This is a genomic window from Streptomyces sp. NPDC050759, from assembly GCF_044456945.1.
In the GTDB taxonomy this organism is placed as follows: Bacteria; Actinomycetota; Actinomycetes; order Streptomycetales; family Streptomycetaceae; genus Streptomyces.
The window spans coordinates 69,881-94,848 of sequence record NZ_JBITGI010000012.1; the positions used below are offsets into that span (position 1 = coordinate 69,881).

Consider the following 24,968-nt stretch of genomic DNA (forward strand, 5'->3'; position numbering starts at 1 on the left):
GGTGTCCGTCCTCGGTCCGGCGGCTCGGCTGCTTTGGCTGTGCCCTGTAACGGACGCCGGCCGCTGCGGGCGGACACCCCCCACCCCGGCCCCTTGCCGCCGTACGCGGCCAACGGCCCATCGTGGCGCGCGGTCCATTGCGGCGAGGGTGACTGCAACCCCCTAGGGGCGCGGGGAACTGCGCGACCAGCCCCCACCGGCCCGCAGCCGGCCGACAACCCGACCCGGCACCACCTCAGGACCGCTGCCCATAACCTCGCAACCGCTCCCCCGCCTCCGCCACCTGTTCCTCCGTCAGGAGGTTCGGGGTCAGGCCCGGTACCGCGCGGGCCGTCAGCCACAGGTGGCACATCCATTCCAGTTGGGCGGTGCGGTCGTAGGCCTGGGAGAGGGTGCTGCCGTAGGCGATCGTGCCGTGGTTCTGGAGGAGGCAGGCGGAGCGGTCGGCGAGGGCGTGGAGCATGTTCTCGGCCAACTCGTCGGTGCCGTAGGTGGCGTAGGGGGCAACCCGGACGGGGCCGCCGAGGGCGCCGGTCATGTAGTGGATCGCGGGGAGCTCGGGCACCAGCGTGGAGACGGCCGTGGCGTGCACCGCGTGGGTGTGGACGATCGCGCGGGCGTCGGTGTTGCGGTAGACCGCCAGGTGCATGGGGAGTTCGCTCGTGGGGACCAGGCTGCCGAGGATCTGTCGGCCGTCGAGGTCGACGCCTGTCACGTCGTCCGGGGTGAGGCGGTCATAGGGGACGCCCGACGGGGTGACCAGGACCGTGTCCGCGACGCGCACCGAGACGTTGCCGGAGGTGCCGACGACCAGTCCGTCGGACACCGTCCGGCGGGCGGTGTCGACCAACTCCGTCCAGGCGTCCGCCTCCTCGGCACCGACACCCCGTACGTCCCGTGGGTCACGCCGTTCCTCAGCCATACCGCGATCCTGCCAGCCGGGGCACTGTAGGGCGCATACCCGAGCTCGGAAAGGGCGCATTTTCGTTTACGCGCCCCTCCCTCACGGCTTGGCCTGAGATCGCCCGTTATTTGATTATCTTCCAGTAATCTCTGGGCTTTGTTGTGCACGACGCCATTCCGGGGGGACACATGGCCCGTGATCGCAAGACTGCCCGTCACCGAACCCACGCTCTGGCCGTGGCCATGCTCGCTGTGGGAGGCATGGTGGTCGCCGGGACACCCGCCTCGGCGGCGAGCCCGCCCAAGGGGCACGACGTCTCTTCGCACCAGAAGAACGTCGACTGGCAGAAGGCCAGGGCCAAGGGCGCCAAGTTCGTCTACGTCAAGGCGACCGAGTCCACCAACTACCGCAATCCGCACTTCGGTCAGCAGTACAACGGCGCGCGCGACGCGGGCATCATCCGCGGGGCGTACCACTTCGCACTGCCGGACAAGTCGTCGGGCAGGACGCAGGCCGCGTACTTCGTACGCAACGGCGGCGCCTGGTCCGCGGACGGCTGGACGCTGCCGCCCGCGCTCGACATCGAGTACAACCCGTACGACAAGAAGCACAAGTGCTACCGCATGACCAAGGCGCAGCTGGTCGGCTGGATCAAGTCGTTCAGCAGCGAGATGAAGCGGCTCACCGGGCGCCGTCCGGTGATTTACACGACCGCCCACTGGTGGAACAGGTGCACGGGCGGTAGCAGCGCCTTCGCCTCCGACCACGCGCTGTGGGTGGCCCGCTACGACTCGGCGGACGCGGGAGCGCTGCCCGTCGGGTGGTCGTACTGGACGATCTGGCAGTACGACAACAGCGGCAGCCTGCCGGGTGACCAGAATCTCTTCAACGGTTCGGCCAGTCAGCTGAGGAGGTTCGCCAGGGGGGCGTAGCCGTAGCAGAAGATTGCGGTCACCTTGCGGCCCGTCCCAGTTCACCTTCCGTTCATCCAGGTTACCTACGTTCAACGGGCCAATGACCTCGAACGATTGCCTGGGTAAATGGAAAACTTCTCGCTGATCCTCGCGATTGCGGTGGTAACCGCACTCGCGTTCGATTTCACGAACGGTTTTCACGACACCGCCAACGCGATGGCCACCACCATCTCGACCGGTGCGCTCAAGCCCAAGGTCGCGGTGGCCATGTCCGCCGTGCTCAACCTTGTGGGCGCCTTCCTCTCGGTGGAGGTCGCCAACACGATCTCCAAGGGTCTCGTCGACGAGACCGGCATCCGTCCCGAGGTCATCTTCGCCGCCCTGGTCGGCGCGATCCTCTGGAACCTGCTGACCTGGCTGGTGGGTCTGCCCTCCAGTTCCTCGCACGCCCTCATGGGCGGTCTGATCGGCGCCACCATCGCCTCGGCGGGCATGGGCGCGGTCCACGGCGACGCGCTCGTCACCAAGGTCCTGATCCCGGCGATCGCGGCGCCGATCGTCGCGGGCGTCGCCGCCATGCTGGCCACCCGGCTCTCCTACACCCTGGGCAAGAAGGCCGACGGCAAGGCCGCCGCGAAGGGCTACCGCACCGGCCAGATCGCCTCGGCCGGCCTGGTCTCGCTGGCCCACGGCACCAACGACGCGCAGAAGACGATGGGCATCATCACCCTCGCCCTGGTCGCCGGCGGTGTCGTCGCGCCCGACTCCGACCCGCCCACCTGGGTCATCCTCTCGGCGGGCCTCGCCATCGCGCTCGGCACCTACCTCGGCGGCTGGCGCATCATCCGCACCATGGGCAAGGGCCTGACCGACCTCCAGCCGCAGCAGGGCTTCGCCGCCCAGACCAGCGCGGCCACCGTCATCCTGGCCTCGTCCCACCTCGGTTTCTCCCTCTCCACCACGCACTCCGTCTCCGGTTCGGTGATGGGCGCGGGCCTCGGCCGCAAGGGCGGGGTCGTCCGCTGGTCGACGGCGACGCGCATGTTCGTCGCCTGGGGTCTGACGCTCCCGGCGGCGGCCCTGGTGGGCGCCCTGGCCGAGTCGGTCACGGACCTCGGCGACTGGGGTACGGCGGTCGTGGCGGTCTTCCTCGTCGCCTCCAGCGCGGCGATCTGGAAGATCTCGCGGCGCGAGGTCGTGGACGCGTCCAACGTCAACCACACCGACGAGCCGGCCGGCGTGGTGACCACGGCGATCGCCGCGGTGACCCCGCCGCCCGCGAGCACGGTGACCGAGGTCCTCACCGCCACGATCCCGGCCCCGCCCGCCACGACGGAACCGGCCTCCCCGCCGGCCGCCGTCTGAGCCCGCAGTACTAAGGAAGCCTCACCATGAAGATCGACTGGGAAGCACTCGGCTCCGTCTTCGGCGTCAGCCTCGTCGTCACCGTGGGCCTCGTGGCCCTGTTCACCCTCGGCATCATGGGCCTGTCCCGCCAGGAACGGGCCACCGCCCAGGGCGACTCGGCCACCCTCGCGGTCACCGGCGCCTACGCCTGCTTCGCGGCGTGCGCGGCGGCGGTGGCGTACGGGATCTCTCTGATCGTGGCCTGACGGCACCCGTCACTCGACGGCCGGGCGGGCACGGAACTTCGGTTTCCGTGCCCGCCCGGCCGTCTTCCATGACCGGCGATGTGGGGTTCTGCACACTCCCCCGCCGCAGGTCAGCAGCAAGTTGACGGTTCTCGAAGGGCCGTGGTGGACTGCCGGAGCCATATACGGCGGCAGAAGAGGAAGCCGGTGCGAATCCGGCGCGGTCCCGCCACTGTCACCGGGGTAGGTAGCCCCGGGAGCCAGGAACTCTCGCCGCCGGACTCGTCGAACCAGGGCGTGGACACCCTGAGTGAGGACATGACGCGATGCTCGCCTGCCGATCGACCTGCAGTTCCAGGCACTTGAACGACCCCGCGATCGGCTGAGCCGGTGCGTGCCGATCGCGTTTTCGCGTACGGCGCCGCCGCCGGTCTGATCGGTGACCTTCTGCTCGGTGACCCCCGTCGGGGGCATCCGGTCGCCGCGTTCGGACGGGCCTCGGGCGCCGTGGAGCGGGTGTTGTGGCGGGACCACCGGGGGTGGGGCACGCTGCACACCGCCGTATGTGTGGGCGGTGCGGTGGGGCTCGGTGCCGTCGCGGAGCATGTCGTACGTCCGTCCCGTACCGCCTCCATCGTGCTCACCGGCGCCGCCACCTGGGCCGTCGTGGGCGGGACTTCACTGGTGCGGGAGGCCCGGGTCATCGGGCGGGCGCTGGAGGCCGGCGACGTCGAGGCGGCCCGGGACCGGCTGCCGCATCTGTGTGGGCGCGATCCTCAGGCCCTCGATGCCGACGGGATCGCGCGGGCCGTCGTGGAGTCCGTCGCCGAGAACACCTCCGATGCCGTGGTGGGGGCGCTCGTGTGGGGGGCCGTCGCCGGGGTGCCGGGGCTGCTCGGGTTCCGGGCCGTGAACACGCTCGACGCCATGGTGGGGCACCGGTCGGTCACCTACCGCCGCTTCGGGTGGGCTTCGGCCCGGCTCGACGACCTCGCCGGGTGGCCGGGGGCGCGGCTGACCGCCGTACTCGCCGTCCTGGCCGGTGGCAGTCCGCGGGGTGCCGTGCGGGCCTGGCGGGAGGACGCACATCAGCATCCCAGCCCTAACGCCGGGCCCGTCGAAGCCTCGTTCGCCGGGGCGCTGGGTGTCCGGCTCGGGGGGACCCTCTCGTACGCGGGGCGGGTCGAGCATCGGCCGGTGCTGAATCAGGCGGGGCGCGCCGTCGCCACGTACGACATCGAGCGCGCCGTACGGCTGTCACGGCGCATCGGGCTGCTCGCGCTCGGCGTCGGTGTTGCCGCGCGGGCCTTCGTGAAGGGGCGTTCGGCATGAGTGGCGGGGGTCTTCTCGTCGCCGGGACCACCTCGGATGCCGGCAAGAGTGTCGTCACCGCCGGGATCTGCCGGTGGCTGGTGCGGCAGGGGGTGAAGGTCGCGCCGTTCAAGGCGCAGAACATGTCCCTCAACTCGTTCGTGACGAGGGAGGGCGCGGAGATCGGGCGGGCCCAGGCCATGCAGGCGCAGGCCTGCCGCATCGAGCCGACCGCGCTGATGAATCCCGTGCTGCTCAAGCCCGGTGGCGAGCAGAGTAGTCAGGTCGTGCTGCTCGGGAAGCCGGTCGGGGAGTTGAGTGCCCGGGGATATCACGGGGGGCGGCAGCAGCGGCTCCTCGGGACCGTGCTCGACTGTCTGGCCGAGTTGCGGGGCACGTATGACGCGGTGATCTGTGAGGGGGCCGGAAGTCCGGCCGAGATCAATCTGCGGCGTACCGACATCGTCAACATGGGGATCGCCCGCAATGCCCGCATTCCGGTGCTCGTCGTGGGCGACATCGACCGCGGTGGGGTCTTCGCCTCCTTCTTCGGGACCGTCGCGCTGCTCTCGGAAGAGGATCAGGCCCTCGTCGCCGGGTTCCTCGTGAACAAGTTCCGGGGGGATGTCTCGCTGCTGGAGCCGGGGCTCGACATGCTCCACGGCCTCACCGGGCGGCGCACGTACGGCGTGCTGCCCTTCCGGCACGGGCTCGGGATCGACGAGGAGGACGGGCTGCGGGTGTCTCTGCGGGGGACGGTCCGGGAGTCCGCGGTGAGCCCTCCGGTGGGTGAGGACGTGCTGCGGGTCGCCGTCTGTGCGATTCCGCTGATGTCCAACTTCACCGACGTCGACGCGCTGGCCGCCGAACCCGGTGTGGTGGTGCGGTTCGTGGACCGGGCGGAGGAGCTGGCGGACGCCGACCTCGTCGTGATCCCGGGAACCCGTGGGACCGTACGGGCGCTGGAGTGGCTGCGGGAGCGGGGGCTCGCGGAGGCCATCGGGCGCAGGGTCGCCGAGCAGCGGCCCGTTCTCGGTATCTGCGGTGGCTTCCAGATCCTCGGCGAGCACATCGAGGACGAGGTCGAGAGCCGGCAGGGGCACGTCGAGGGGCTCGGGGTCCTTCCCGTACGGGTGCGGTTCGCGCGGGAGAAGACCCTCACCCGGCCGGTGGGAGAAGCCCTCGGCGAGCACGTCGAGGGGTACGAGATCCATCACGGGGTCGCCGACGTCGGCGGAGGTGTCCCCTTCCTGGACGGTTGCCGCGTCGGCCAGACCTGGGGCACGCACTGGCACGGCTCGCTGGAGTCGGACGGCTTCCGGCGGGCCTTCCTGCGGGAGGTGGCGGCCGCCGCGGGCCGCCGGTTCGTGCCGGCCCCCGACACCTCGTTCGCCGCGCTGCGCGAGGAGCAGCTCGACCGGCTCGGCGACCTGATCGAACAGCACGCGGACACGGACGCGCTGTGGCGGCTCATCGAGTCCGGCGCGCCGCAAGGACTGCCTTTCATTCCACCGGGAGCGCCCGCATGAGCACAGTGTTGTTGTTGTCCACCGCCGACACGGATCTGCTGGCGGCCCGGGCCGCTTCCGGTGCCGAGTACCGGATCGGCAACCCGACGCGCATCAGCGTGACGGACGAGCTGCCCGCACTTCTGGACGGCGCGGACATCGCCGTCGTACGGCTGCTCGGCGGCAAGCGGGCCTGGGAGGACGGGCTCGCCGCGCTGAAGGCCTCCGGCGTCCCGACCGTGCTGCTCGGCGGCGAGACCGTGCCGGACGCCGAGTTGATGGCCGAGTCGTCCGTACCGGCCGGTGTCGTGGCCGAGGCGCTCAGGTACCTCGTCGAGGGCGGGCCCGCGAACCTGGAGGAACTCGCCCGGTTCCTGTCCGACACCGTGCTGCTGACCGGCGAGGGGTTCGCCGAGCCGCGGAAGATGCCGGAGTACGGCGTCCACGGCGACCCGGCTTTCGTGGAAGGCCGCCCGACCGTCGGCGTGCTCTTCTACCGGGCCCATGAACTCAGCGGCAACACCGCCTTCGTGGACACCCTGTGCGACGCGATCGAGGCGCGGGGTGTCAACGCCCTTCCCGTGTACTGCGGTTCACTGCGCGGTGCCGACGCCGGGCTCTACGAGCTCCTCGCCCGGGCCGACTCCCTCATCGCCACCGTCCTCGCCGCCGGCGGCACCCACGCCTCGCAGGCCTCGGCGGGCGGTGACGAGGAAGCATGGGACATCGGGGCGCTGGCCGACCTCGATGTGCCGGTGCTGCAGGGGCTCTGCCTCACCTCGTCCAGGGCCGCGTGGGAAGAGTCGGACGCCGCGCTCTCCCCCATGGACGCGGCCATGCAGGTCGCGATCCCGGAGTTCGACGGACGGCTGATCACCGTGCCGTTCTCCTTCAAGGAGCAGGGGCCCGACGACGTCCCGGTGTACGTTGCGGACCCCGAGCGGGCGGCGCGGGTCGCCGGGATCGCCGTACGGCACGCGGAGTTGCGGCACAAGCCGAACGCCGAGAAGAAGCTCGCGCTGGTCTTCACCGCCTATCCGACCAAGCACTCGCGGGTCGGCAACGCGGTGGGACTGGACACCCCCGCCTCGGCCATCCAGGTGCTGGACGCGCTCCGGGACGCCGGATACGTGGTCGAGGGGCATCCCGACAACGGCGACGAGTTGATCCACACGCTCATCAACGCCGGTGGCCACGACGTCGAATGGCTCACCGAGGAGCAGCTGGCCGCCGCGCCCGCACGCGTGCCGCTCGCCGACTACCGTGCCTGGTTCGACAAGCTCGACCCGGACCTCAAGGCAGCCATGCTGGAGGCGTGGGGCGAGCCGCCGGGCAGCCTGTACGTCGACGGGGACGACATCGTGCTGGCCTCGCTCCAGTTCGGGAACGTCGTCGTGATGATCCAGCCGCCGCGCGGTTTCGGGGAGAACCCGATCGCGATCTACCACGACCCGGACATGCCGCCGTCCCACCACTACATGGCCGCGTACCGGTGGCTCGAAAACTCTTTCGGTGCCGACGCGATCGTCCACATGGGCAAGCACGGCACGATGGAGTGGCTGCCGGGCAAGGGCCTCGGCCTGAGCGGGGGTTGTGCTCCGGACGCGGTGCTCGGTGAACTTCCGCTGATCTACCCCTTCATCGTGAACGACCCCGGCGAGGGCACCCAGGCCAAGCGGCGCGGACACGCCACCGTGGTCGACCACCTGGTGCCGCCGATGGCGCGGGCCGACACCTACGGCGACCTCGCCAAGCTGGAGCAGCTCCTCGACGAGTACGCGCTCGTCTCCGACCTGGACCCGACCAAGGCCCCGGCCGTCCGCGCGCAGATCTGGACGCTGGTCAAGGCGGCCGAGCTCCACCACGACCTGCATGTCGACGAGCAGCCGGACGACACGGCGTTCGACGAGTTCGTCATGCACATCGACGGCTATCTGTGCGAGATCAAGGACGTGCAGATCCGGGACGGGCTGCACATCCTCGGCGGCGGTCCGGTCGACGAGGCCCGCGTCAACCTCGTGCTGGCCGTGCTGCGCGCCTCGCAGGTGTGGGGCGGGCAGGCGAACGCCCTGCCGGGGCTGCGGGCCTCCTTCGCCGCTCACTTCGGGCTGGTGGAGAAGGAGTTGCTCGCCGAGCCGGGTGCGCCGGTGAAGGTTCCGGTGGAGCTGTCCGACCTCGTCGACGGTCCTGCGCGCAGCGCCGCCGACGCGATCGATCTGCTGGAGCAACTGTGCCGGCGGGTCGCGGAGGGCATGGAGGCCGTGTCCTGGGACGTGACGGCCGTCCCCGGTCTGGTGCGTGACGTCCTCGGCACCGACCTCCCCGAGGCCGTCGCCGTGCTGGAGTTCGCCTGCACCGAGGTCGTGCCCCGGCTGGCCCGTACGACGGACGAGATCGCGCACATCCTCAAGGCCCTGGACGGCGGTTACGTCCCGGCGGGGCCTTCCGGCTCGCCGACCCGCGGTCTCGTCAACGTCCTGCCGACCGGCCGGAACTTCTACTCCGTCGACCCCAAGGCCATTCCCTCCAGGCTGAGTTGGGAGGTCGGGCAGTCGCTCGCCGACTCACTCGTGCAGCGGTACCTGGCCGACACCGGTGAGTACCCCAAGTCCGTGGGACTGACCGTCTGGGGCACGTCGGCCATGCGCACGCAGGGCGACGACATCGCCGAGATCCTCGCGCTCCTTGGCTGCCGTCCGGTGTGGGACGACGCTTCGCGGCGGGTCACCGGCTTCGAGGTCGTTCCCCTGACCGAGCTCGGCCGTCCCCGCATCGACGTCACGGTCCGTATCTCCGGCTTCTTCCGGGACGCGTTCCCGCACGTCGTCGGCCTGATCGACGACGCCGTCCGCACGGTCGCCGAGCTGGACGAGCCGGCCGACGGGAACTTCGTGAAGGCGCACGCCGACGAGGACACCGTCGAGCACGGTGACCGGCGGCGCGCGACGGCCCGGATCTTCGGGTCCAAGCCGGGGGCGTACGGTGCCGGTCTGCTGCCGCTGATCGACGCCCGCAATTGGCGCTCGGACGCCGACCTCGCCGAGGTGTACGCGGTGTGGGGCGGCTACGCCTACGGGCGCGGGCTGGACGGGCGGGCGGCGCGCGGGGACATGGAGACCGCGTTCAAGCGGATCAACGTCGCCGCGAAGAACGTCGACACCCGCGAGCACGACCTGGTCGACGCCGACGACTACTTCCAGTACCACGGCGGCATGGTCGCCATGGTGCGCCATCTCACGGGCGCCAACCCCGAGGCGTACGTGGGCGATTCGGCCACCCCGGACCAGGTGAGGACGCGGACACTCGGCGAGGAGACACACCGGGTCTTCCGGGCCCGGGTGGTCAACCCGCGCTGGATGGCGGCCATGCGCCGGCACGGCTACAAGGGCGCCTTCGAGATGGCGGCGACCGTCGACTACCTCTTCGGCTACGACGCCACGGCGGGCGTGGTCGACGACTGGATGTACGAGAAACTCAGCGCGGAGTACGTCTTCGACCCGGAGAACCGGGACTTCATGAAGAAGTCCAACCCCTGGGCGCTGCGGGGCATCACGGAGCGGCTCCTGGAGGCCGCCGACCGTGGACTGTGGGCCGAGCCGGACGCGGACACGCTGGAGCGGCTGCGGGCCACGTACCTGGAGCTCGAGGGCGACTTGGAGGGTGACGAGAAGTGAGTACCCCGTTTCCGTTCACGGCCGTCGTCGGCCAGGAGGACCTGCGGCTCGCGCTGCTGCTGAACGCCGTGTCGCCGGCGGTCGGCGGTGTGCTGGTGCGCGGTGAGAAGGGCACCGCCAAGTCGACTGCGGTGCGCGCGCTCTCGGCGCTGCTGCCCGAGGTCGCGGTCGTCCCGGGCTGCCGGTTCTCCTGTGATCCCGCGGCGCCGGACCCGTCCTGCCCGGACGGTCCGCACGAGGCGGGCAACGGCGGCATGCGCCCCTCCCGTATGGTCGAACTCCCCGTCGGCGCCTCCGAGGACCGGCTCGTCGGCGCCCTCGACATCGAGCGGGCGCTCGCGGAGGGCGTGAAGGCCTTCGAGCCGGGACTCCTCGCCGACGCGCACCGCGGGATCCTCTACGTCGACGAGGTCAACCTCCTCCACGACCACTTGGTCGACCTGCTCCTCGACGCCGCCGCGATGGGGGCTTCGTACGTCGAGCGGGAGGGCGTCTCGGTACGGCACGCCTCGAAGTTCCTGCTCGTCGGCACCATGAACCCCGAAGAGGGCGAGCTGCGGCCGCAGTTGCTCGACCGGTTCGGGCTCACCGTCGAGGTCGCGGCCTCGCGGGAGCCGGACCAGCGGGTGGAGGTCGTGCGGCGGCGGCTCGCGTACGACGACGATCCGGCCGGGTTCGCGGCCCGTTGGGCGGACGAGGAGGCCTCCGTACGGCAACGGATCGTGGCCGCGCGGGAGTTGCTGCCGTCGGTGCGGCTGGGCGACGGGGCGCTCCGGCAGATCGCGGCGACCTGTGCCGCGTTCGAGGTGGACGGCATGCGGGCCGACATCGTGATGGCGCGCACGGCGACCGCGCTGGCGGCGTGGGCCGGGCGGACCGATGTGCTCGCGGAGGACGTGCGGCAGGCCGCGCTTCTCGCGCTGCCGCACCGCCGCCGCCGTAATCCCTTTGACGCGCCGGGACTTGACGAGGACAAGCTCGACGAGACGCTGGAGGAGTTCAGCGGCGAGGGCGACGAGGATCCCGACCCGGACGGGCCCGGTGGGGGTGGCGGGCAGCCGCCGTCGTCCGACGGGCCGCAGGCCGACGGGGATTCCGGTGCGCAGCCGGAGGCGGGGGACGGTGCGCAGCCGGAAGCGGGGGACGGCGACGAGCCGCAGGCCTCCGGTGCCGGTGCCGGGGAGCAGTCCGCCGCACGGGCCTCCGAGCCCTTCCGCACCAAGGTGCTCAGCGTGCCCGGGCTCGGGGACGGCGCTGCCGGGCGGCGGTCCCGTGCGCGGACCGAGCACGGGCGGACGACCGGTGCGCGGCGGCCCCAAGGGGCCCTGACCAAGCTGCACCTGGCGGCCACCGTGCAGGCAGCGGCCCCGCATCAGCGGGCGCGGGGGCGGACGGGGCGTGGGCTCGTCGTCCGGCGGGACGATCTGCGGCAGGCGACGCGGGAGGGGCGCGAGGGGAATCTCGTGCTGTTCGTCGTCGACGCCTCGGGGTCGATGGCGGCACGGCAGCGGATGAGTGCGGTGAAGGGGGCCGTGCTGTCGCTGCTCCTCGACGCGTACCAGCGGCGGGACAAGGTGGGACTGGTGACGTTCCGGGGGTCGGCGGCGGAGGTCGCCCTGCCGCCCACGTCGTCGGTGGACGCCGCGGCCGCCCGGCTGGAGACATTGCCGACCGGTGGCCGTACACCGCTCGCGGCCGGGCTGCTGCGGGCGCACGAGGTGCTGCGCGTGGAGCGGCTGCGGGATCCCGCGCGGCGGGCGCTGGTCGTCGTGGTGACGGACGGACGGGCCACCGGCGGGCCCGAACCGGTCGCGCTCGCGGGGCGGGCGGCCCGGCTGTTCGCCGCGGACGGCGTCGCCTCCGTCGTCGTCGACTGTGAGTCCGGGCCGGTGCGGCTGGGACTCGCCGGGCAGCTCGCGGGTGAACTGGACGGTACGGCCGTGACGTTGGACGAGTTGCGGGCCGACTCGATCGCCGGACTGGTGAAGGACGTACAGAGGAGGGCCGCGTAATGCCTCAGGGACAGCCGAGTGTCGTGCCGGACGACGGGCTGACCACCCGTCAGCGTCGTAACCGGCCGCTGGTGGTCGTGCACACCGGTGTCGGGAAGGGCAAGTCGACCGCCGCCTTCGGGCTCGCCCTGCGGGCCTGGAACCAGGGGTGGCCCATCGGGGTGTTCCAGTTCGTCAAGTCGGCGAAGTGGAAGGTCGGCGAGGAGAACGCGCTGCGCGTGCTGGGGGCGTCCGGGGAGGGCGGGTCGGTCGACTGGCACAAGATGGGTGAGGGCTGGTCCTGGGTGCAGCGCGATGCCCAGATGGACAACGAGGAGAAGGCCCGGGAGGGCTGGGAGCAGGTCAAGCGGGATCTCGCCGCCGAGACGTACAAGCTGTATGTGCTCGATGAGTTCGCCTACCCGATGCACTGGGGGTGGGTGGACACGGATGAGGTTCTTGACGTGCTCAGGAATCGGCCCGGGACTCAGCACGTGGTCATCACCGGCCGCAACGCGCCCGAGAAGCTGGTCGATTTCGCCGATCTCGTGACCGACATGTCCAAGGTGAAGCACCCCATGGACGCCGGCCAGAAGGGGCAGAGGGGCATCGAGTGGTGACTTCTTCCGTCCCTCGGCTGGTCATCGCCGCGCCGTCGTCCGGCAGCGGCAAGACCACCGTCGCCACGGGGTTGATGGCCGCGTTCGCCGCGCGGGGGCTCGCCGTGTCTCCGCACAAGGTGGGGCCGGACTACATCGATCCCGGGTATCACGCGCTCGCGAGCGGGCGGGTGGGGCGGAATCTCGACGCGTATCTGTGTGGGCCGGAGCTGGTGGCTCCGCTGTTCCTGCACGGGGCGCGCGGGTGTGACATCGCCGTCGTGGAGGGGGTGATGGGGATGTTCGACGGGGCCGCGGGGGAAGGGGAGCTGGCGTCCACGGCTCATGTGGCGAAGCTGTTGCGGGCGCCGGTGGTGCTGGTCGTCGACGCCTCGTCGCAATCCCGGTCCGTCGCAGCTCTGGTGCACGGGTTCGCGTCGTGGGATCCCGAGGTGCGGGTGGGGGGTGTGATCCTCAACAAGGTCGCCTCCGACCGTCATGAGGCGTTGTTGCGGGAGGCGCTGGAGTCGGCCGGGGTGCCGGTGTTCGGGGTGCTGCGGCGGGTGGCCCAGGTGGACACGCCTTCTCGGCATCTGGGGTTGGTGCCGGTCGCGGAGCGGCGGGGGGAGGCGGTGTCCGCTGTCGCGGCGATGGCGGAACAGGTCCGTGCCGGGTGCGATCTCGATGGGCTGGTTGCGCTGGCTCGGGGTGCGGGTGCGTTGTCGTGTGCGGCTTGGGATGCGGCTGAGGTGTTGGGTTCCTCGCCCCCGCCGCCCCTACCCGTCCCGTCCCCAGGGGGCTCCGCCCCCTGGACCCCCGCTCCTCAAACGCCGGAGGGGCTGGATTCGGCTCAGGTCACCCACCCAGGGGCGCGGGGAACTGCGCGACCAGCCCCCACTCAGCCGCACCCGGTTTCCGACGGGCCGGTACGAGTCGCTGTCGCCGGCGGGCCTGCCTTCACCTTCTCCTACGCCGAGCACGCCGAACTGCTCACCGCCGCCGGTGCCGAGGTCGTCCCCTTCGATCCTCTCCGCGCTGAGCAACTGCCGGACAGGACGGCAGGGTTGGTCATCGGCGGTGGATTCCCCGAGGTCTACGCCGCTGACCTGTCCGCCAACGAACCGTTGCGGAAAGCCGTCGCCGCCCTCGCAGAGACCGGCGCTCCCGTCGCCGCCGAGTGTGCCGGCCTGCTCTATCTGTGCCGTGAGCTCGATGGGCAGCCGATGTGCGGGGTGCTCGACGCCTCGGCGCGGATGGAGGAAAAGCTCACCCTCGGGTATCGCGACGCCGTCGCCGTCAGCGACAGTTCGCTCGCCGTCGCCGGGACGCGGATGCGGGGGCACGAGTTCCATCGGACCGTGGTGGAGCCGGAGGCGGGGGACGCCGCGGCCTGGGGTGTGCGGGTGCCCCGGCGGCGGCTCGAGGGATTTGTACAGCGTGGTGTGCACGCGAGTTATCTGCACACGCACTGGGCCTCGCAGCCCGGTGTCGCCCGTCGGTTCGTGGAGAGGTGCCGGACGTCATGAGCAGCAGCAGGTTGATCGGGGTCGGGGTCGGGCCCGGGGATCCGGAGCTGGTGACCGTCAAGGGCGTCAACGCCCTGCGCGCCGCCGACGTGGTCGTCGTACCGGTCATGGACACGGGTGAGCGGGGGCGGGCCGAGGCGACCGTGCTGCACTACGTGCCGCAGGAGAAGGTCGTCCGGGTCGTCTTCGCCCTCAATGAGCGCACGGATCACGCCCGGCGCGAGGCCGCCTGGGACGCGGCCGGGGAGCGGGTCGCCGAGTTGCTCGCCGCCCACTCGTGCGTCGCCTTCGCCACCATCGGCGACCCCAACGTCTACTCCACCTTCACGTATCTCGCCCACACCATCGGCCAGCTCGTGCCCGACGCCGTCGTCGAGACCGTGCCCGGGATCACCGCCATGCAGGATCTCGCGGCGCGGTCCGGGGCCGTACTGACCGAGGGCACCGAGCCGCTCACGCTGGTGCCCGTCACCGCCGGTTCCGCCGTCCTCAAGGACGCGCTCAACGGGCCCGGGACCGTGGTCGCGTACAAGTTCGGGCGGCTGGCCGGTGAGGTGGCCCAGGCGCTCAGGGAGACCGGGCGGATCGAGGACGCCGTATGGGGATCGGCGCTGGGCATGGAGGCCGAGTCCATCCGGCCCGCCGGTGAGCTCGACGGGACTCCCCTGCCGTATCTCTCCACCCTCATCGCGCCCGCGCGGCGGGACGGCAGCCGAGGTGGCAAGTTGTGACGCCCTCCGCAGACCCCTCCGCAAGCCCCTCCAGAGCCGCCGGATCAGCCGGCCAGGCCCACCACCAGCCAGATGAAACCCACGCCCGCGACGGTGCACAGCAGGGTGGAGCGGGCGGGGTGTTCGTGGTGGGCCTCGGGGAGGATCTCGGCCGCCGCGAGATAGAGGAGCGCGCCGCCGAAGAGGCCGAGGTAGCCGCCGAGCAGGCTCTCCGGGATGGTCACGAACGACGTCGAGGCGGCGCCCACCACCGGGGCCGCCGCGTCCGCGAACAGCATCCCCAGCGCTCTGCGGCGGGCGTTCCCGTACAGGCTCGTGATCGTGTACGTGTTGAAGCCGTCCGCGAAGTCGTGGGCCACCACGGCGAGCGCGACCGCGGTGCCCATGCCGCCGCCCACCTGGAAGGCGGCGCCGATCGCCACGCCGTCCATGGCGCTGTGGCCGACCATCGCGGCGGCGGCCGTGAGGCCCACCTCGGGCGCCCGGCCGTTGCTCTCCTCGCCGCCGTGCGCCGCCTGACGGGCCGCCAGCAGACGTTCCACCAGATGGGCCAGCAGAAAGCCGGCCACGAAGAGGAGCAGGGCCGCGGGGACGCCGAAGACCTCGTCGCCGGCCGCGTGCAGCGCCTCCGGCAGCAGGTCCAGGCCGACCACGCCGAGCATCAGGCCGCCGGCCAGTCCGAGGACCAGATGACGGCGGTCGGTCACCCGCTGTGCCGTCCAGCCGCCGGCCAGCGTCATCAGGAACGCGCCGAGCGCGACGAAGACCGCCATAGGGACTTGGTATCCGATCAGCCCCCGTTCGCGCACATCCGGCCACCGCACCGGCGACACCCTTGACATCTTTTGCAACGAGAGGACCGATTCCCATGGCCGATGCCCCCACCGGCAAGGTGACCTTCGTCGGTGCCGGCCCCGGCGCCGCCGATCTGCTGACGTTCCGGGCCGCGCGCGCCATCGCCGAGGCCGACGTCGTGATCTGGGCCGCGAGCCTGGTGCAGGCGGAGGTCCTCGAGCACGCGCGCGAGGACGCGGAGATCCTCGACTCGGCGACCATGTCCCTCGAGGACGTCGTCGCGGTGTACGAGCGGGCGCGCGACGAGGGCCTCAAGGTCGCCCGGATCCACTCCGGCGACCCCGCCCTGTGGGGCGGTACGCAGGAGCAGCTCGACCGGTGTGCGCGGATCGGCATCGAGACCGAGGTCGTGCCCGGTGTCTCGGCGTTCTCCGCGGTCGCCGCGCTCGCGCGGCGCGAGCTGACCATCCCCGAGGTCGCGCAGTCCGTCGTGCTCACCCGGCTCGGCGGCGGCAAGACGCCCATGCCGCCCGGTGAGGAGGTGCGGGAGTTCGCCAAGCACGGCACGACCATGGCGATCTTCCTGTCCGCGGCGCGCAGCGGGCAGCTGGTGCGGGAGCTGCTCGAGGGCGGCTATCCGACCTCCACCCCGGTCGTCGTCGCCTACCAGGCGACCTGGCCGGAGGAGCTGGTCGTGCGGTGCACGATCGAGACGCTGGAGGAGACCGTCAAGGAGCACAAGCTCTGGAAGCACACGCTCTTCCTGGTCGGCCCGGCGCTGGACTCCGAGGGCACCCGGTCGCACCTCTACCACCCCGGTCACTTCCACGGGTACCGCAAGGCCGACCCGGAGGCCCGGCGGGCGCTGCGCGCGGCGCGGGGTGCCGGCACATGATCACGGTCGTGGGTACGGGGACGGCGGCGCCGCCCCAGGAGTGCCTGGCCGGCGCCGAGCTGGTGGTGGGCGGGCGGCGGCACCTGGATGCCGCGGTGGTCCCCGCGGACGCCGAGCGGGTCGTCCTCGGACCACTGGCACCGGCGCTGGACATCATCGAACGGCATCACGACAAGGGAAGCCGGGTCGTCGTGCTGGCCTCCGGCGACCCCGGGTTCTTCGGGATCGTGCGGGTGCTGGCCGAGCGGTTCGGGCCCGCCGCACTGGACGTGCGGCCTGGTGTCTCCTCCGTCGCCGCGGCCTTCGCGCGGGTCGGACTGCCGTGGGACGACGCGGTGGTGGTCAGTGCGCACGGGCGGGATCTGCGGACGGCGGTGAACGTGTGCCGGGCTCGGCCGAAGGTGGCGGTGCTGACGGGGCCGGGGGCGGGTCCCGCGGAACTGGGGATGGCACTGGCGATGGGCGCGAAAGGGGGTGCCGAGGAAGGTCGTATGGCGGCTGCGGCGCCGTCTGGGCCGGTCGCGCCCCGCGGCGGAGCCGCACATCGATACAGCCCCGCGCCCCTTCAGGGCGCCATACCGCAACGCGTTCTCATCATCGCCTCTGCCTTGGGCACCGAAGACGAGCGCGTCGAACGTGTAACCCCCGCCGAGGCCGCCGCCCGGGACTGGGGGTCCGCCGTGAGTGTCGTGCTGTGTCTCGACGAGTCGCGGGCGCTCGGTGCCGTGCGCACGGTCGCCGGGCCTTCGCCAGCTCCCTCCCGATGGGCCCTCGCCGAGGACGAGTTCACCCACCGCGACTCGATGATCACCAAGTTCGAGGTGCGGGCGCTGGCGCTGGCGCGGCTCGGGCCGCGGCTCGGGGATCTGGTGTGGGACGTCGGCGCGGGGTCCGGTTCCGTGGCCGTGGAGTGCGCGCGGCTCGGCGCCGCCGTCGTCGCGGTCGAGAAGGCACCCGACGGTGTCGAGCGGATCCGCGCCAACGCGGCCGCCCACGAGGTCGACGTACGGGTCGTGCACGGCTCCGCGCCGGACGCCCTCGCGGAACTCGACGACCCGGACGCCGTGTTCGTCGGCGGTGGTGGACGCGAACTGCCCGACATCGTCGCCGAGTGCGCGCGGCGGGCACGGCGGAGCGTGGTCGTCGCCATGGCCGCGCTGGACCGGGTGCCGGCCGTGCGCGCGGCGCTCACCGACGCCGGGTTCGACTGCGACGGTGTGCTGCTCCAGTCGTCTCGGCTCGCGCCGCTGCCCGGGGACGTGACCCGGCTCGCGGCGACCAATCCGGTCTTTCTGCTGTGGGGTGCCAGAAACCCCGTTTCTCATGAAGGAGTTGCCCAGTGATCGGCCTCATTTCCGCCACCGCGGCGGGGGCGGCGGCACGCGACCGGCTGGCCGCGGCATGGCCGGACCGTACGCGCGTGTACGACGGGCCCGTGGGCGACGCCGTACGGCGGGCGTTCGCGGAGTGCGAGCAGCTCGTGTGTTTCCTGGCCACGGGGGCGGTCGTACGGCTGATCGCGCCGCTGCTGGGCGACAAGGCGTCCGACCCGGGTGTCGTGTGTGTCGACGAGGGCGGCCGGTTCGCCGTGTCCCTGGTCGGCGGGCATGGCGGCGGAGCCAACGAACTCGCCCGGGAAGTCGGGGAGTTGCTGGGTGCCGAGCCCGTGGTGACGACGGCGACCGACGCGGTGGGGGTGCCCGGGCTCGACACGCTCGGGCTGCCGGTGGAGGGCGCGGTGGCGGCCGTGTCGAGGGCGCTCCTGGACGGGGAGCCCATCGCCCTGCACAACGAGTCGGGCTGGCCGCTGCCGCCGCTGCCGGTCGTCGCGGAGGGGGCGTACGGCATCCGCGTGACGGACCGGCTGGTCGAGCCGCCGGCCGAGCACGAGGTCGTGCTGCGTCCGCCCACACTCGTCGTCGGCGTCGGCGCCTCCAAGGGCGCGCCCGTCGAGGAGGTGCTGGAGCTGATCGAGGGTTCGTTGCGCGAGGCAGGGCTGTCCTCGCAGTCGATCGCCCACCTCGCCACCGTGGACGCCAAGGCTCAGGAGCCGGGGATCGTGGCGGCGGCCGAGCGGCTCGGCGTGCCCCTGGTCACCCACTCCGCCGAGGAGTTGGCCGCCATAGAGGTGCCCAACCCGTCGGACGCGCCCCTGGCCGCCGTGGGCACGCCGTCGGTCGCGGAGGCCGCGGCGCTCGTCCAGGGTGGTGAACTCCTCGTCCCCAAGCGGAAATCGGCCGCTACGCCCGCCATGGCGACCTGTGCGGTCGTACGCCGTCCCGCGCGCGGGCGGCTCGCGGTCGTGGGACTCGGACCGGGCGCCCGGGACCTGCTCACGCCCCGCGCGAAGGCGGAGCTCCGCCGTGCTTCCGTGCTCGTCGGGCTCGATCAGTACGTCGACCAGATCCGTGATCTGCTGCGGCCCGGGACGCGGGTTCTGGAGTCGGGCCTGGGGGCCGAGGAGGAGCGGGCGCGTACGGCCGTCGAAGAGGCCCGCAAGGGCCAGGCCGTCGCGCTCATCGGCAGCGGGGACGCCGGCGTGTACGCCATGGCCTCGCCCGCGCTCGCCGAGGCCTCCGACGACATCGACGTGATCGGGGTGCCGGGGGTCACGGCAGCGCTCGCGGCGGCCGCGATCCTCGGTGCCCCGCTGGGCCACGACCACGTGGCCATCAGCCTGTCCGACCTGCACACCCCCTGGGAGGTCATCGAGCGGCGGGTGCGGGCCGCGGCCGAGGCGGACATCGTGGTCACCTTCTACAACCCCCGTTCCCGGGGCCGGGACTGGCAGCTGCCCAAGGCGCTGGCGATCCTCGCCGAGCACCGGGAGCCGGCGACGCCGGTCGGGGTCGTACGGAACGCGTCGCGGCCCGACGAGTCCGTCCGGCTGACGACCCTGGCCGCTCTCGACCCGGCCGTGGTCGACATGATGACGGTCGTGACGGTGGGCAACACGGCGACCCGCGACATCGCGGGGCGTATGGTGACGCCGCGCGGCTACCGCTGGCAGGAGGGCGCCAAGTGAACCGTGTCGTCCACCCGATCGAGGTGGAGTCCTACCGGCGGCTGCGCGCCCGCCTGGACACCTCGCACTTCCCGCCGCTGACCCGGGCGGTGGTGGAGAGGGTCATCCACTCCGCCGCCGATCTGGAGTACGCCACCGATCTCGTCATGGACGAGGGCGACCTGGAGAAGGCGCACACCGCGCTGCACTCCGGTGCGCCCGTCGTCACGGACGTGGAGATGGTCGCGGCCGGCATCACCCGGCGGGAGACCGTGTGCCGGCTGAGGGACGCCAAGTCGGGGCCGGGGCTGACCCGTTCGGCCCACGCGATCCGTCTCGCCCACGAGCAGGTCGGCCCCGGGGCGATCTGGGTGATCGGCAACGCGCCCACCGCGCTGGAGGAGTTGCTGACCCTGGACGCGGCCCCGGCGCTCGTCATCGGGCTTCCCGTCGGCTTCGTCGGCGCGGTCGAGTCCAAGGCCGCGTTGCGCGAGAGCGGGCTGCCCGCCGTGAGCAACGTGTCCGAGAAGGGCGGTTCGGCGGTCGCCTCCGCCGCGCTCAACGCCCTGCTGTACCACCCCATTCACCCTTCCGAGGAGACATCGTGACCACCCCGCCGCCCGCCCTGCTCATCGCCGGTCATGGCACCCGGGACGAGGCCGGGGCCGAGGCGTTCCGCGACTTCGTCCGGGAGCTGGGGGCCCGCCACCCCGAACTGCCGGTCGCGGGCGGCTTCATCGAGCTGTCCCCGCCGCCGCTCACCGACGCGGTGACCGAGCTGGTGGAGCGCGGGGTCCGCCGGTTCGCCGCCGTGCCGCTGATGCTGGTGTCCGCCGGACACGCCAAGGGCGACATCCCGGCGGCACTGTCCCGCGAGAAGGAACGTCACCCCGGGATCTCGTACACCTACGGGCGCCCGCTGGGCCCGCACCCGGCGCTGCTGAACGTGCTGGAGCGGCGCCTCGACGAGGCACTGGGCGCCACCGGCGGGCGCACCCCGATGGACAGGGCGGACGTGACCGTGCTGCTCGTCGGTCGGGGTTCCACCGACCCCGATGCCAACGCCGAGGTGTACAAGGCGGCCCGGCTGCTGTGGGAGGGGCGCGGATACGCGGGCGTGGAGACGGCGTTCGTGTCGCTGGCCGCGCCGGACGTGCCGAGCGGCCTCGACCGGTGTGTGGCACTGGGGGCGCGCAGGATCGTCGTACTGCCCTACTTCCTGTTCACCGGCATCCTGCCGGACCGGGTGAAGCAGCAGACCGAGGGCTGGGCGGCCGCGCACCCGGAGGTGGAGGTGCGCTCGGCGGAGGTCATCGGTCCGGAGCCGGAGCTGCTCGACCTGGTGATGGAGCGGTACGAGGAGGCCGTCAAGGGCGATCTGCGGATGAACTGCGACTCGTGCGTGTACCGCATCGCGCTGCCGGGCTTCGAGGACAAGGTGGGTCTGCCCCAGCAGCCGCACTTCCACCCGGACGACGACGGCCACCATCACCACCACGACCACCACCACGGCGCCCACACCCATGCGCACTGACCGGGCCGGCGGCCACGACCTGCGGCACCACGGCGACGCCGAGGTACGGGACGACGGGGCCCGGCTCACCGACCTCGCCGTGAACGTCCGCGCGGACACTCCCCCGCTCTGGCTGCGCGAGCGGATCGCCGGATCCCTGGCCGGGCTCGCCGCCTATCCCGACGGGCGTGCGGCCCGGGCGGCGGTGGCGGCCCGGCACGAGGTGCCCGTGGAACGGGTGCTGCTGACGGCGGGGGCCGCCGAGGCGTTCGTGCTGCTCGCGCGGGCTCTGACGGTTCGTCATCCGGTGGTGGTGCACCCGCAGTTCACCGAGCCGGAGGCCGCGCTGCGGGATGCCGGGCACACCGTCGACCGGGTGCTGCTGCGAGAGGAGGACGGCTTCCGGCTCGACCCGGCGGCCGTCCCCGAGGACGCCGACCTGGTGGTCGTCGGCAACCCGACCAACCCCACCTCGGTCCTGCATCCGGCCGCCACGATCGCCGAACTGGCCCGCCCTGGGCGGACCTTGGTGGTGGACGAGGCGTTCCTGGACGCGGTGCCGGGCGAGCGCGAGGCCCTGGCCGGGCGGACGGACGTGCCCGGACTCGTCGTCCTGCGCAGCCTGACGAAGACCTGGGGCCTGGCCGGACTGCGGATCGGTTACGTCCTCGCCGCCCCGGAGACGATCGCCGCCCTGGATCGGGCCCAGCCGCTGTGGCCGGTCTCCACACCGGCCCTCGCGGCGGCCGTGGCGTGCATGGAGCCGCGCGCCGTGGCGGAGGCCGCCCACGCGGCCCACCGCGTGGCCACCGACCGGGCCCATCTCGTCGCCGGGCTGCGGGAGTTCGCCTCGGACGGACTCCGGGTGGTCGAGCCGGCACAGGGCCCCTTCGTCCTCGTACGACTGCCGAGGGCGGCTGTCGTACGACGGCATCTGCGCGATCTCGGTTTCGCGGTGCGGCGCGGGGACACGTTCCCGGGGCTCGGCGAGGAGTGGCTGCGGCTCGCGGTGCGGGACCGGGCGACGGTCAACTCCTTTCTGCAGGCCCTGGATCAGGCCGTGACGCTGGCCCAGCACTGAGGCGGGTGCCGTCGGGGAAACGGATCTCGACGGTGCCGCCGACGGTGAGCGTGGCATCCGCTCCGCTGACCTTTACGTCGGTGCCGAGAGCCACGAGGGTGACCAGGAGAGGGCCGGTGCCTTCGAGGACGGGGGTCGCCGAGTAACGGCCGCAGGCGTTGGTGTGTTCGGCCGCCACGACCGTGCCGTCCGCCTCGCCCCAGCCGTACAGCCCGACGACGGCGCTCGTCAGTCCGTCCGCGGCCCGGCGGACCCGCGCCCAGCCGGGCCCGGACTCGGCGATCGGCGGCCCGCTGTCGTCGGCGAGGGCCCAACCCCCTTCCCGCACCGGGACGTCGGCCACCGGGATGCGGTGCACGCGTACCTCCCACGGCCCATGCACCACGCTCACCGTCTCGACACGGTGCCCGAGTGCGAGGTGCCAGGAGGCGGCCCTGCGGCCCTCGCAGTCCAGCGGGTGGATACGGCCGCGGGGGGACGGCGTGCCGTCCGGGGCGAGCAGGGCGAGGTGGTTGTCGGGACCGAGGGGGGTCTCGGGGGCGGTCGCGGTGGAGTAGGCGAGCTTCGCGTAGTGCGGGCTGTCGTCGTCGGTCGCGGGTGGGGGCGGGAGGCGGTCGGTGCCGTGGTTGACGAGGCGGACGATCCCGTCGGAAGCGGTCGAGTGGAGCAGCCAGCCCGGGGCGGGGAGCGCGAGGACGGTGTCGGTGGTGTCGACGGGGCCGGGCTCCTCCAGGGCCATCCACACCGGGTGGTCCGCCGGCAGCAGCAGGCCGAGGAACGCCTTGCTGGCCCAGTACGGGGAGGCGGGGCCCGAGTAGCGCTGGAGCACTCCTCCGAACGGCCGGTACCAGCCGAGGGTGAGCAGGCCGCGCTCGTCGGGGACGCCCCGCTCGGTGAAGTGCTTCAGGGTGCCGGAGGCCAGGCGGCGGGTGAGGCCGGGCGGCAGGGGGGTGGCGTCGGCGAGGGCTCCCGCCCAGAGCGGGGCGGCGGCGGCGAACCGGTAGGTGAGGGAGCGGCCCTGGTGGACGGGGGCGCCGTCGGAGCCGAAGAAGTACTGGTGGACGCCGAGGAACTCGCGCAGCCGGTCGCGGTGGCGGGCCACGGTCCCCGGGTCGGCGCGCGGTCCCGCGATCCGAGCCCAGAGGACCGGGTACACGTGCAGCGCCCAGGCGTTGTAGTAGTCGAACTTCTTCCCGTCCCCGTCGGTGTACCAGCCGCCGCCCCGGTACCAGTCGTCCAGCCGGGCGAGGCCTGCGTCGATCTCCGCCCGGCTGTGCGGGGCGCCGACGGAGGCCAGGAACTCCTCCGTGATCACCTGGAAGAGCCGCCAGTTGGAGTCGTTGGCCTTCGCCCCGACGAACCGGCCGAGCCACTCGACGACCCGTTCCCGCACACCGTCGTCGAGCCGGTCCCACAGCCAGGGCCGGGACTCGTGCAGCGCGAGGGCGATCGAGGCCGCCTCCACCATCGGCTGGGCGCGGTCGGCGATCGGCGGCCAGTGCTCGGGGTGGTGCGGATCGGTACCGGCGGCTAGTCCGGCGGCGTACCGCTCGACGAGCGCGGGGCCGACCCGCCCCGCCGACCCGGCGATCCGGAAGGCGGCGAGCAGGAAGGACCGCGCGAACCCCTCAAGGCCGTCGGACCAGGCCCCGGAGTGGCTGGGCGGCCCGGGCAGCCGGTACTGGGCGAAGCCCGGGGTGGCGTAGGGCAGGAGTCCGTCGAGCAGCCGGTCGGCGACGGCTTCCCAGTGGGCCCGGGTCCAGCCGGTGAGGGGGGAGAGGAGGGGGTCGGTGGGCGGGAGGTCGGGGTGGTGGTGCGTCGGGTCGTCGGTCGGCGACACATGCGGCGCGGTCATACGGGGGTGAGTCCTCCGTCGGTCGGTGGTGGGGCGACGCTTTTGCGTACGACGATGTGCGTGCCCAGCAGATGGTGGCTTCCGGCGGCGTGTTCGGGGTCGCGCAGGGCGATGCGTACGGCGGCGCGGCCGAGTTCCTCGGCGGGCGTCCGGACCGTCGTCAGGGGTGGGTTGAAGTCCTCGGCGAGCGGGATGTCGTTGTAGCCGACGACGGAGATGTCCGCCGGCACCCCGAGCCCGGCGTCGGCGATGGCACGCAGCGCCCCCGCCGCGACCATGTCGTCCCCGGCGACCACCGCCGTGAACTCCCGGGTCTCCTTGAGCAGTTCGGCCATCGCCCGCAGCCCTGCCGCCCGTCCGAGGCCGCAGTCGACGACCCGTGCGGCCGCCGGGGGCAGCCCGTGCTCGGCGAGCGCGGCCCGGTATCCCGCGACGCGCGCGTCGAGGGCGGTGTTCCCGGGCAGCCCCCCGAGGAAGACGATCCGCCGGTGCCCCGCGGACAGCAGGTGCCCGGTGATCGCCCGGGCCCCCGCCTCGTTGTCGAACTCGACGACCAGTGCCGGGATGTCCGGGTCCGGGGCGGGACGGCCGCACAGCACCAGCCGTGCCCCGGAGGAGTCGAGGGCCTGGGCGTAGTGGGCCACGCGCGAGCGGTACGCGTCGTCCTCGACGACCCCGCCGACGAGGATCACGAGCCGGGCCCCCTCCTCCCGCATCAGCTGCACGAACTCCATCTCCCGCTGCGGATCCCCGCCGGTCGCCCCGACCACGCACAGCCACCCACGGTCGGCAGCCTCGGCCTCCACTCCCTCGGCGACCTGGGCGTAGAAGGGGCTGGTGACCTGCCGGACGACGACGGCGGCCATCTTGCGGCCCCCGCCGACCAGCGCCCGGGCATGCGCGTTGGCGACGTAGTCGAGATCGCGGGCGGCACGCAGGACACGGGCCCGGGTCGCGGCCGGCACCGGATGGTTGCCGCTGAGCGCGCGCGAGGCCGTCGCCATCGACACCCCCGCGCGCTCGGCGACCTCACGGATCGTGACCCGCCGCCTGGACCCCGGGTCCGTCATGTCGT

20 protein-coding genes and 1 riboswitch are annotated in these 24,968 nt (G+C 72.5%); of the genes, 16 read left to right on the top strand and 4 right to left on the bottom strand.

Going from position 1 to position 24,968, the window contains the following annotated elements; all coding sequences use genetic code 11:
* Positions 1 to 235: 235 nt before the first annotated feature.
* The gene (locus tag ACIBJB_RS30870; RefSeq protein ID WP_398935294.1) at positions 236 to 922 is read right to left on the bottom strand and encodes a class II aldolase/adducin family protein; all 687 of its coding nucleotides are present in this window, start codon (positions 920 to 922) and stop codon (positions 236 to 238) included.
* A 170-nt stretch (positions 923 to 1,092) separates the two neighbouring features.
* Here ACIBJB_RS30870 and ACIBJB_RS30875 point away from each other — a divergent pair, with 170 nt between their 5' ends.
* The 10 genes from ACIBJB_RS30875 to cobI all read left to right on the top strand — a co-directional run bounded on the left by ACIBJB_RS30875 (position 1,093) and on the right by cobI (position 14,750).
* Positions 1,093 to 1,836 carry a lysozyme gene (locus tag ACIBJB_RS30875; RefSeq protein WP_398935296.1) on the top strand — a complete coding sequence of 248 codons (744 nt, stop codon included), beginning with the start codon at positions 1,093 to 1,095 and terminating at the stop codon, positions 1,834 to 1,836.
* 108 nt (positions 1,837 to 1,944) lie between these two features.
* On the top strand, positions 1,945 to 3,183 hold the full coding sequence (locus ACIBJB_RS30880; RefSeq protein WP_398935298.1) for an anion permease: 1,239 nt from the start codon (positions 1,945 to 1,947) through the stop codon (positions 3,181 to 3,183).
* Positions 3,184 to 3,209: 26 nt separating this feature from the next.
* Complete coding sequence (locus ACIBJB_RS30885) at positions 3,210 to 3,431, top strand: hypothetical protein (protein ID WP_398935300.1); 222 nt, start codon at positions 3,210 to 3,212, stop codon at positions 3,429 to 3,431.
* A gap of 128 nt (positions 3,432 to 3,559) precedes the next feature.
* A riboswitch (cobalamin riboswitch) is annotated at positions 3,560 to 3,703 on the top strand.
* A 97-nt stretch (positions 3,704 to 3,800) separates the two neighbouring features.
* On the top strand, positions 3,801 to 4,742 hold the full coding sequence (locus ACIBJB_RS30890) for a cobalamin biosynthesis protein (RefSeq protein ID WP_398935302.1): 942 nt from the start codon (positions 3,801 to 3,803) through the stop codon (positions 4,740 to 4,742).
* On the top strand, positions 4,739 to 6,250 hold the full coding sequence (locus ACIBJB_RS30895; RefSeq protein ID WP_398935304.1) for a cobyric acid synthase: 1,512 nt from the start codon (positions 4,739 to 4,741) through the stop codon (positions 6,248 to 6,250). Before ACIBJB_RS30890 ends, ACIBJB_RS30895 begins: the two co-directional genes overlap by 4 nt.
* The gene (gene cobN / locus ACIBJB_RS30900) at positions 6,247 to 9,903 is read left to right on the top strand and encodes a cobaltochelatase subunit CobN (RefSeq protein WP_398935306.1); all 3,657 of its coding nucleotides are present in this window, start codon (positions 6,247 to 6,249) and stop codon (positions 9,901 to 9,903) included. Before ACIBJB_RS30895 ends, cobN begins: the two co-directional genes overlap by 4 nt.
* Positions 9,900 to 11,915 (top strand): putative cobaltochelatase, encoded by a 2,016-nt coding sequence (locus ACIBJB_RS30905; protein WP_398935308.1) that lies wholly within the window; start codon positions 9,900 to 9,902, stop codon positions 11,913 to 11,915. The genes cobN and ACIBJB_RS30905 overlap by 4 nt, the downstream gene beginning before the upstream one ends.
* Positions 11,915 to 12,514, top strand: coding sequence for a cob(I)yrinic acid a,c-diamide adenosyltransferase (gene cobO, locus ACIBJB_RS30910; protein ID WP_398935310.1), 600 nt, complete (start codon positions 11,915 to 11,917; stop codon positions 12,512 to 12,514). The genes ACIBJB_RS30905 and cobO overlap by 1 nt, the downstream gene beginning before the upstream one ends.
* Positions 12,511 to 14,019 (top strand): cobyrinate a,c-diamide synthase, encoded by a 1,509-nt coding sequence (locus ACIBJB_RS30915; RefSeq protein WP_398935312.1) that lies wholly within the window; start codon positions 12,511 to 12,513, stop codon positions 14,017 to 14,019. Before cobO ends, ACIBJB_RS30915 begins: the two co-directional genes overlap by 4 nt.
* Positions 14,004 to 14,750 carry a precorrin-2 C(20)-methyltransferase gene (cobI, locus tag ACIBJB_RS30920; RefSeq protein WP_398935314.1) on the top strand — a complete coding sequence of 249 codons (747 nt, stop codon included), beginning with the start codon at positions 14,004 to 14,006 and terminating at the stop codon, positions 14,748 to 14,750. The genes ACIBJB_RS30915 and cobI overlap by 16 nt, the downstream gene beginning before the upstream one ends.
* 44 nt (positions 14,751 to 14,794) lie before the next feature.
* On the opposite strand, the gene ACIBJB_RS30925 is transcribed toward cobI, so the two are convergent.
* Positions 14,795 to 15,523, bottom strand: coding sequence for a ZIP family metal transporter (locus tag ACIBJB_RS30925; RefSeq protein WP_398935316.1), 729 nt, complete (start codon positions 15,521 to 15,523; stop codon positions 14,795 to 14,797).
* Between the two features lie 95 nt (positions 15,524 to 15,618).
* Between ACIBJB_RS30925 and cobM the strand changes: the two genes are divergently transcribed.
* Genes cobM through cobC form a run of 6 tightly spaced genes read left to right on the top strand, consistent with a single transcriptional unit; the run spans position 15,619 to position 22,038 of the window.
* Positions 15,619 to 16,440: a precorrin-4 C(11)-methyltransferase gene (cobM, locus tag ACIBJB_RS30930; RefSeq protein ID WP_398935318.1), complete on the top strand. Its 822-nt coding sequence runs from the start codon at positions 15,619 to 15,621 to the stop codon at positions 16,438 to 16,440.
* Positions 16,437 to 17,783 carry a precorrin-6y C5,15-methyltransferase (decarboxylating) subunit CbiE gene (cbiE, locus tag ACIBJB_RS30935; RefSeq protein ID WP_398935320.1) on the top strand — a complete coding sequence of 449 codons (1,347 nt, stop codon included), beginning with the start codon at positions 16,437 to 16,439 and terminating at the stop codon, positions 17,781 to 17,783. The genes cobM and cbiE overlap by 4 nt, the downstream gene beginning before the upstream one ends.
* Complete coding sequence (gene cobJ, locus ACIBJB_RS30940) at positions 17,780 to 19,465, top strand: precorrin-3B C(17)-methyltransferase (RefSeq protein WP_398935322.1); 1,686 nt, start codon at positions 17,780 to 17,782, stop codon at positions 19,463 to 19,465. The genes cbiE and cobJ overlap by 4 nt, the downstream gene beginning before the upstream one ends.
* Positions 19,462 to 20,052, top strand: coding sequence for a precorrin-8X methylmutase (locus ACIBJB_RS30945; RefSeq protein ID WP_398935324.1), 591 nt, complete (start codon positions 19,462 to 19,464; stop codon positions 20,050 to 20,052). Before cobJ ends, ACIBJB_RS30945 begins: the two co-directional genes overlap by 4 nt.
* A complete protein-coding gene (locus tag ACIBJB_RS30950) occupies positions 20,049 to 20,978 on the top strand; it encodes a sirohydrochlorin chelatase (protein WP_398935327.1) in 930 nt (309 codons plus the stop codon). Before ACIBJB_RS30945 ends, ACIBJB_RS30950 begins: the two co-directional genes overlap by 4 nt.
* On the top strand, positions 20,968 to 22,038 hold the full coding sequence (gene cobC, locus ACIBJB_RS30955) for an Rv2231c family pyridoxal phosphate-dependent protein CobC (RefSeq protein WP_398935329.1): 1,071 nt from the start codon (positions 20,968 to 20,970) through the stop codon (positions 22,036 to 22,038). Before ACIBJB_RS30950 ends, cobC begins: the two co-directional genes overlap by 11 nt.
* On the opposite strand, the gene ACIBJB_RS30960 is transcribed toward cobC, so the two are convergent.
* Positions 21,986 to 23,893, bottom strand: a complete 1,908-nt coding sequence (locus ACIBJB_RS30960; protein WP_398935331.1) for a DUF2264 domain-containing protein — start codon at positions 23,891 to 23,893, stop codon at positions 21,986 to 21,988. The genes cobC and ACIBJB_RS30960 overlap by 53 nt on opposite strands.
* On the bottom strand, positions 23,890 to 24,963 hold the full coding sequence (locus tag ACIBJB_RS30965) for a LacI family DNA-binding transcriptional regulator (protein ID WP_398935333.1): 1,074 nt from the start codon (positions 24,961 to 24,963) through the stop codon (positions 23,890 to 23,892). The genes ACIBJB_RS30960 and ACIBJB_RS30965 overlap by 4 nt, the downstream gene beginning before the upstream one ends.
* Positions 24,964 to 24,968: the final 5 nt, after the last annotated feature.

Coding starts and splice junctions, on each gene's coding strand:
- ACIBJB_RS30870 (WP_398935294.1), bottom strand. CDS start 922: ATGGCTGAGGAACGGCGTGACCCACGGGACGTACGGGGTGTCGGTGCC.
- ACIBJB_RS30885 (WP_398935300.1), top strand. CDS start 3,210: ATGAAGATCGACTGGGAAGCACTCGGCTCCGTCTTCGGCGTCAGCCTC.
- cbiE (WP_398935320.1), top strand. CDS start 16,437: ATGATCACGGTCGTGGGTACGGGGACGGCGGCGCCGCCCCAGGAGTGC.
- ACIBJB_RS30960 (WP_398935331.1), bottom strand. CDS start 23,893: ATGACCGCGCCGCATGTGTCGCCGACCGACGACCCGACGCACCACCAC.
- cobC (WP_398935329.1), top strand. CDS start 20,968: ATGCGCACTGACCGGGCCGGCGGCCACGACCTGCGGCACCACGGCGAC.
- ACIBJB_RS30875 (WP_398935296.1), top strand. CDS start 1,093: ATGGCCCGTGATCGCAAGACTGCCCGTCACCGAACCCACGCTCTGGCC.
- ACIBJB_RS30895 (WP_398935304.1), top strand. CDS start 4,739: ATGAGTGGCGGGGGTCTTCTCGTCGCCGGGACCACCTCGGATGCCGGC.
- cobN (WP_398935306.1), top strand. CDS start 6,247: ATGAGCACAGTGTTGTTGTTGTCCACCGCCGACACGGATCTGCTGGCG.
- cobO (WP_398935310.1), top strand. CDS start 11,915: ATGCCTCAGGGACAGCCGAGTGTCGTGCCGGACGACGGGCTGACCACC.
- cobM (WP_398935318.1), top strand. CDS start 15,619: ATGGCCGATGCCCCCACCGGCAAGGTGACCTTCGTCGGTGCCGGCCCC.
- ACIBJB_RS30925 (WP_398935316.1), bottom strand. CDS start 15,523: ATGGCGGTCTTCGTCGCGCTCGGCGCGTTCCTGATGACGCTGGCCGGC.
- ACIBJB_RS30880 (WP_398935298.1), top strand. CDS start 1,945: ATGGAAAACTTCTCGCTGATCCTCGCGATTGCGGTGGTAACCGCACTC.
- ACIBJB_RS30965 (WP_398935333.1), bottom strand. CDS start 24,963: ATGACGGACCCGGGGTCCAGGCGGCGGGTCACGATCCGTGAGGTCGCC.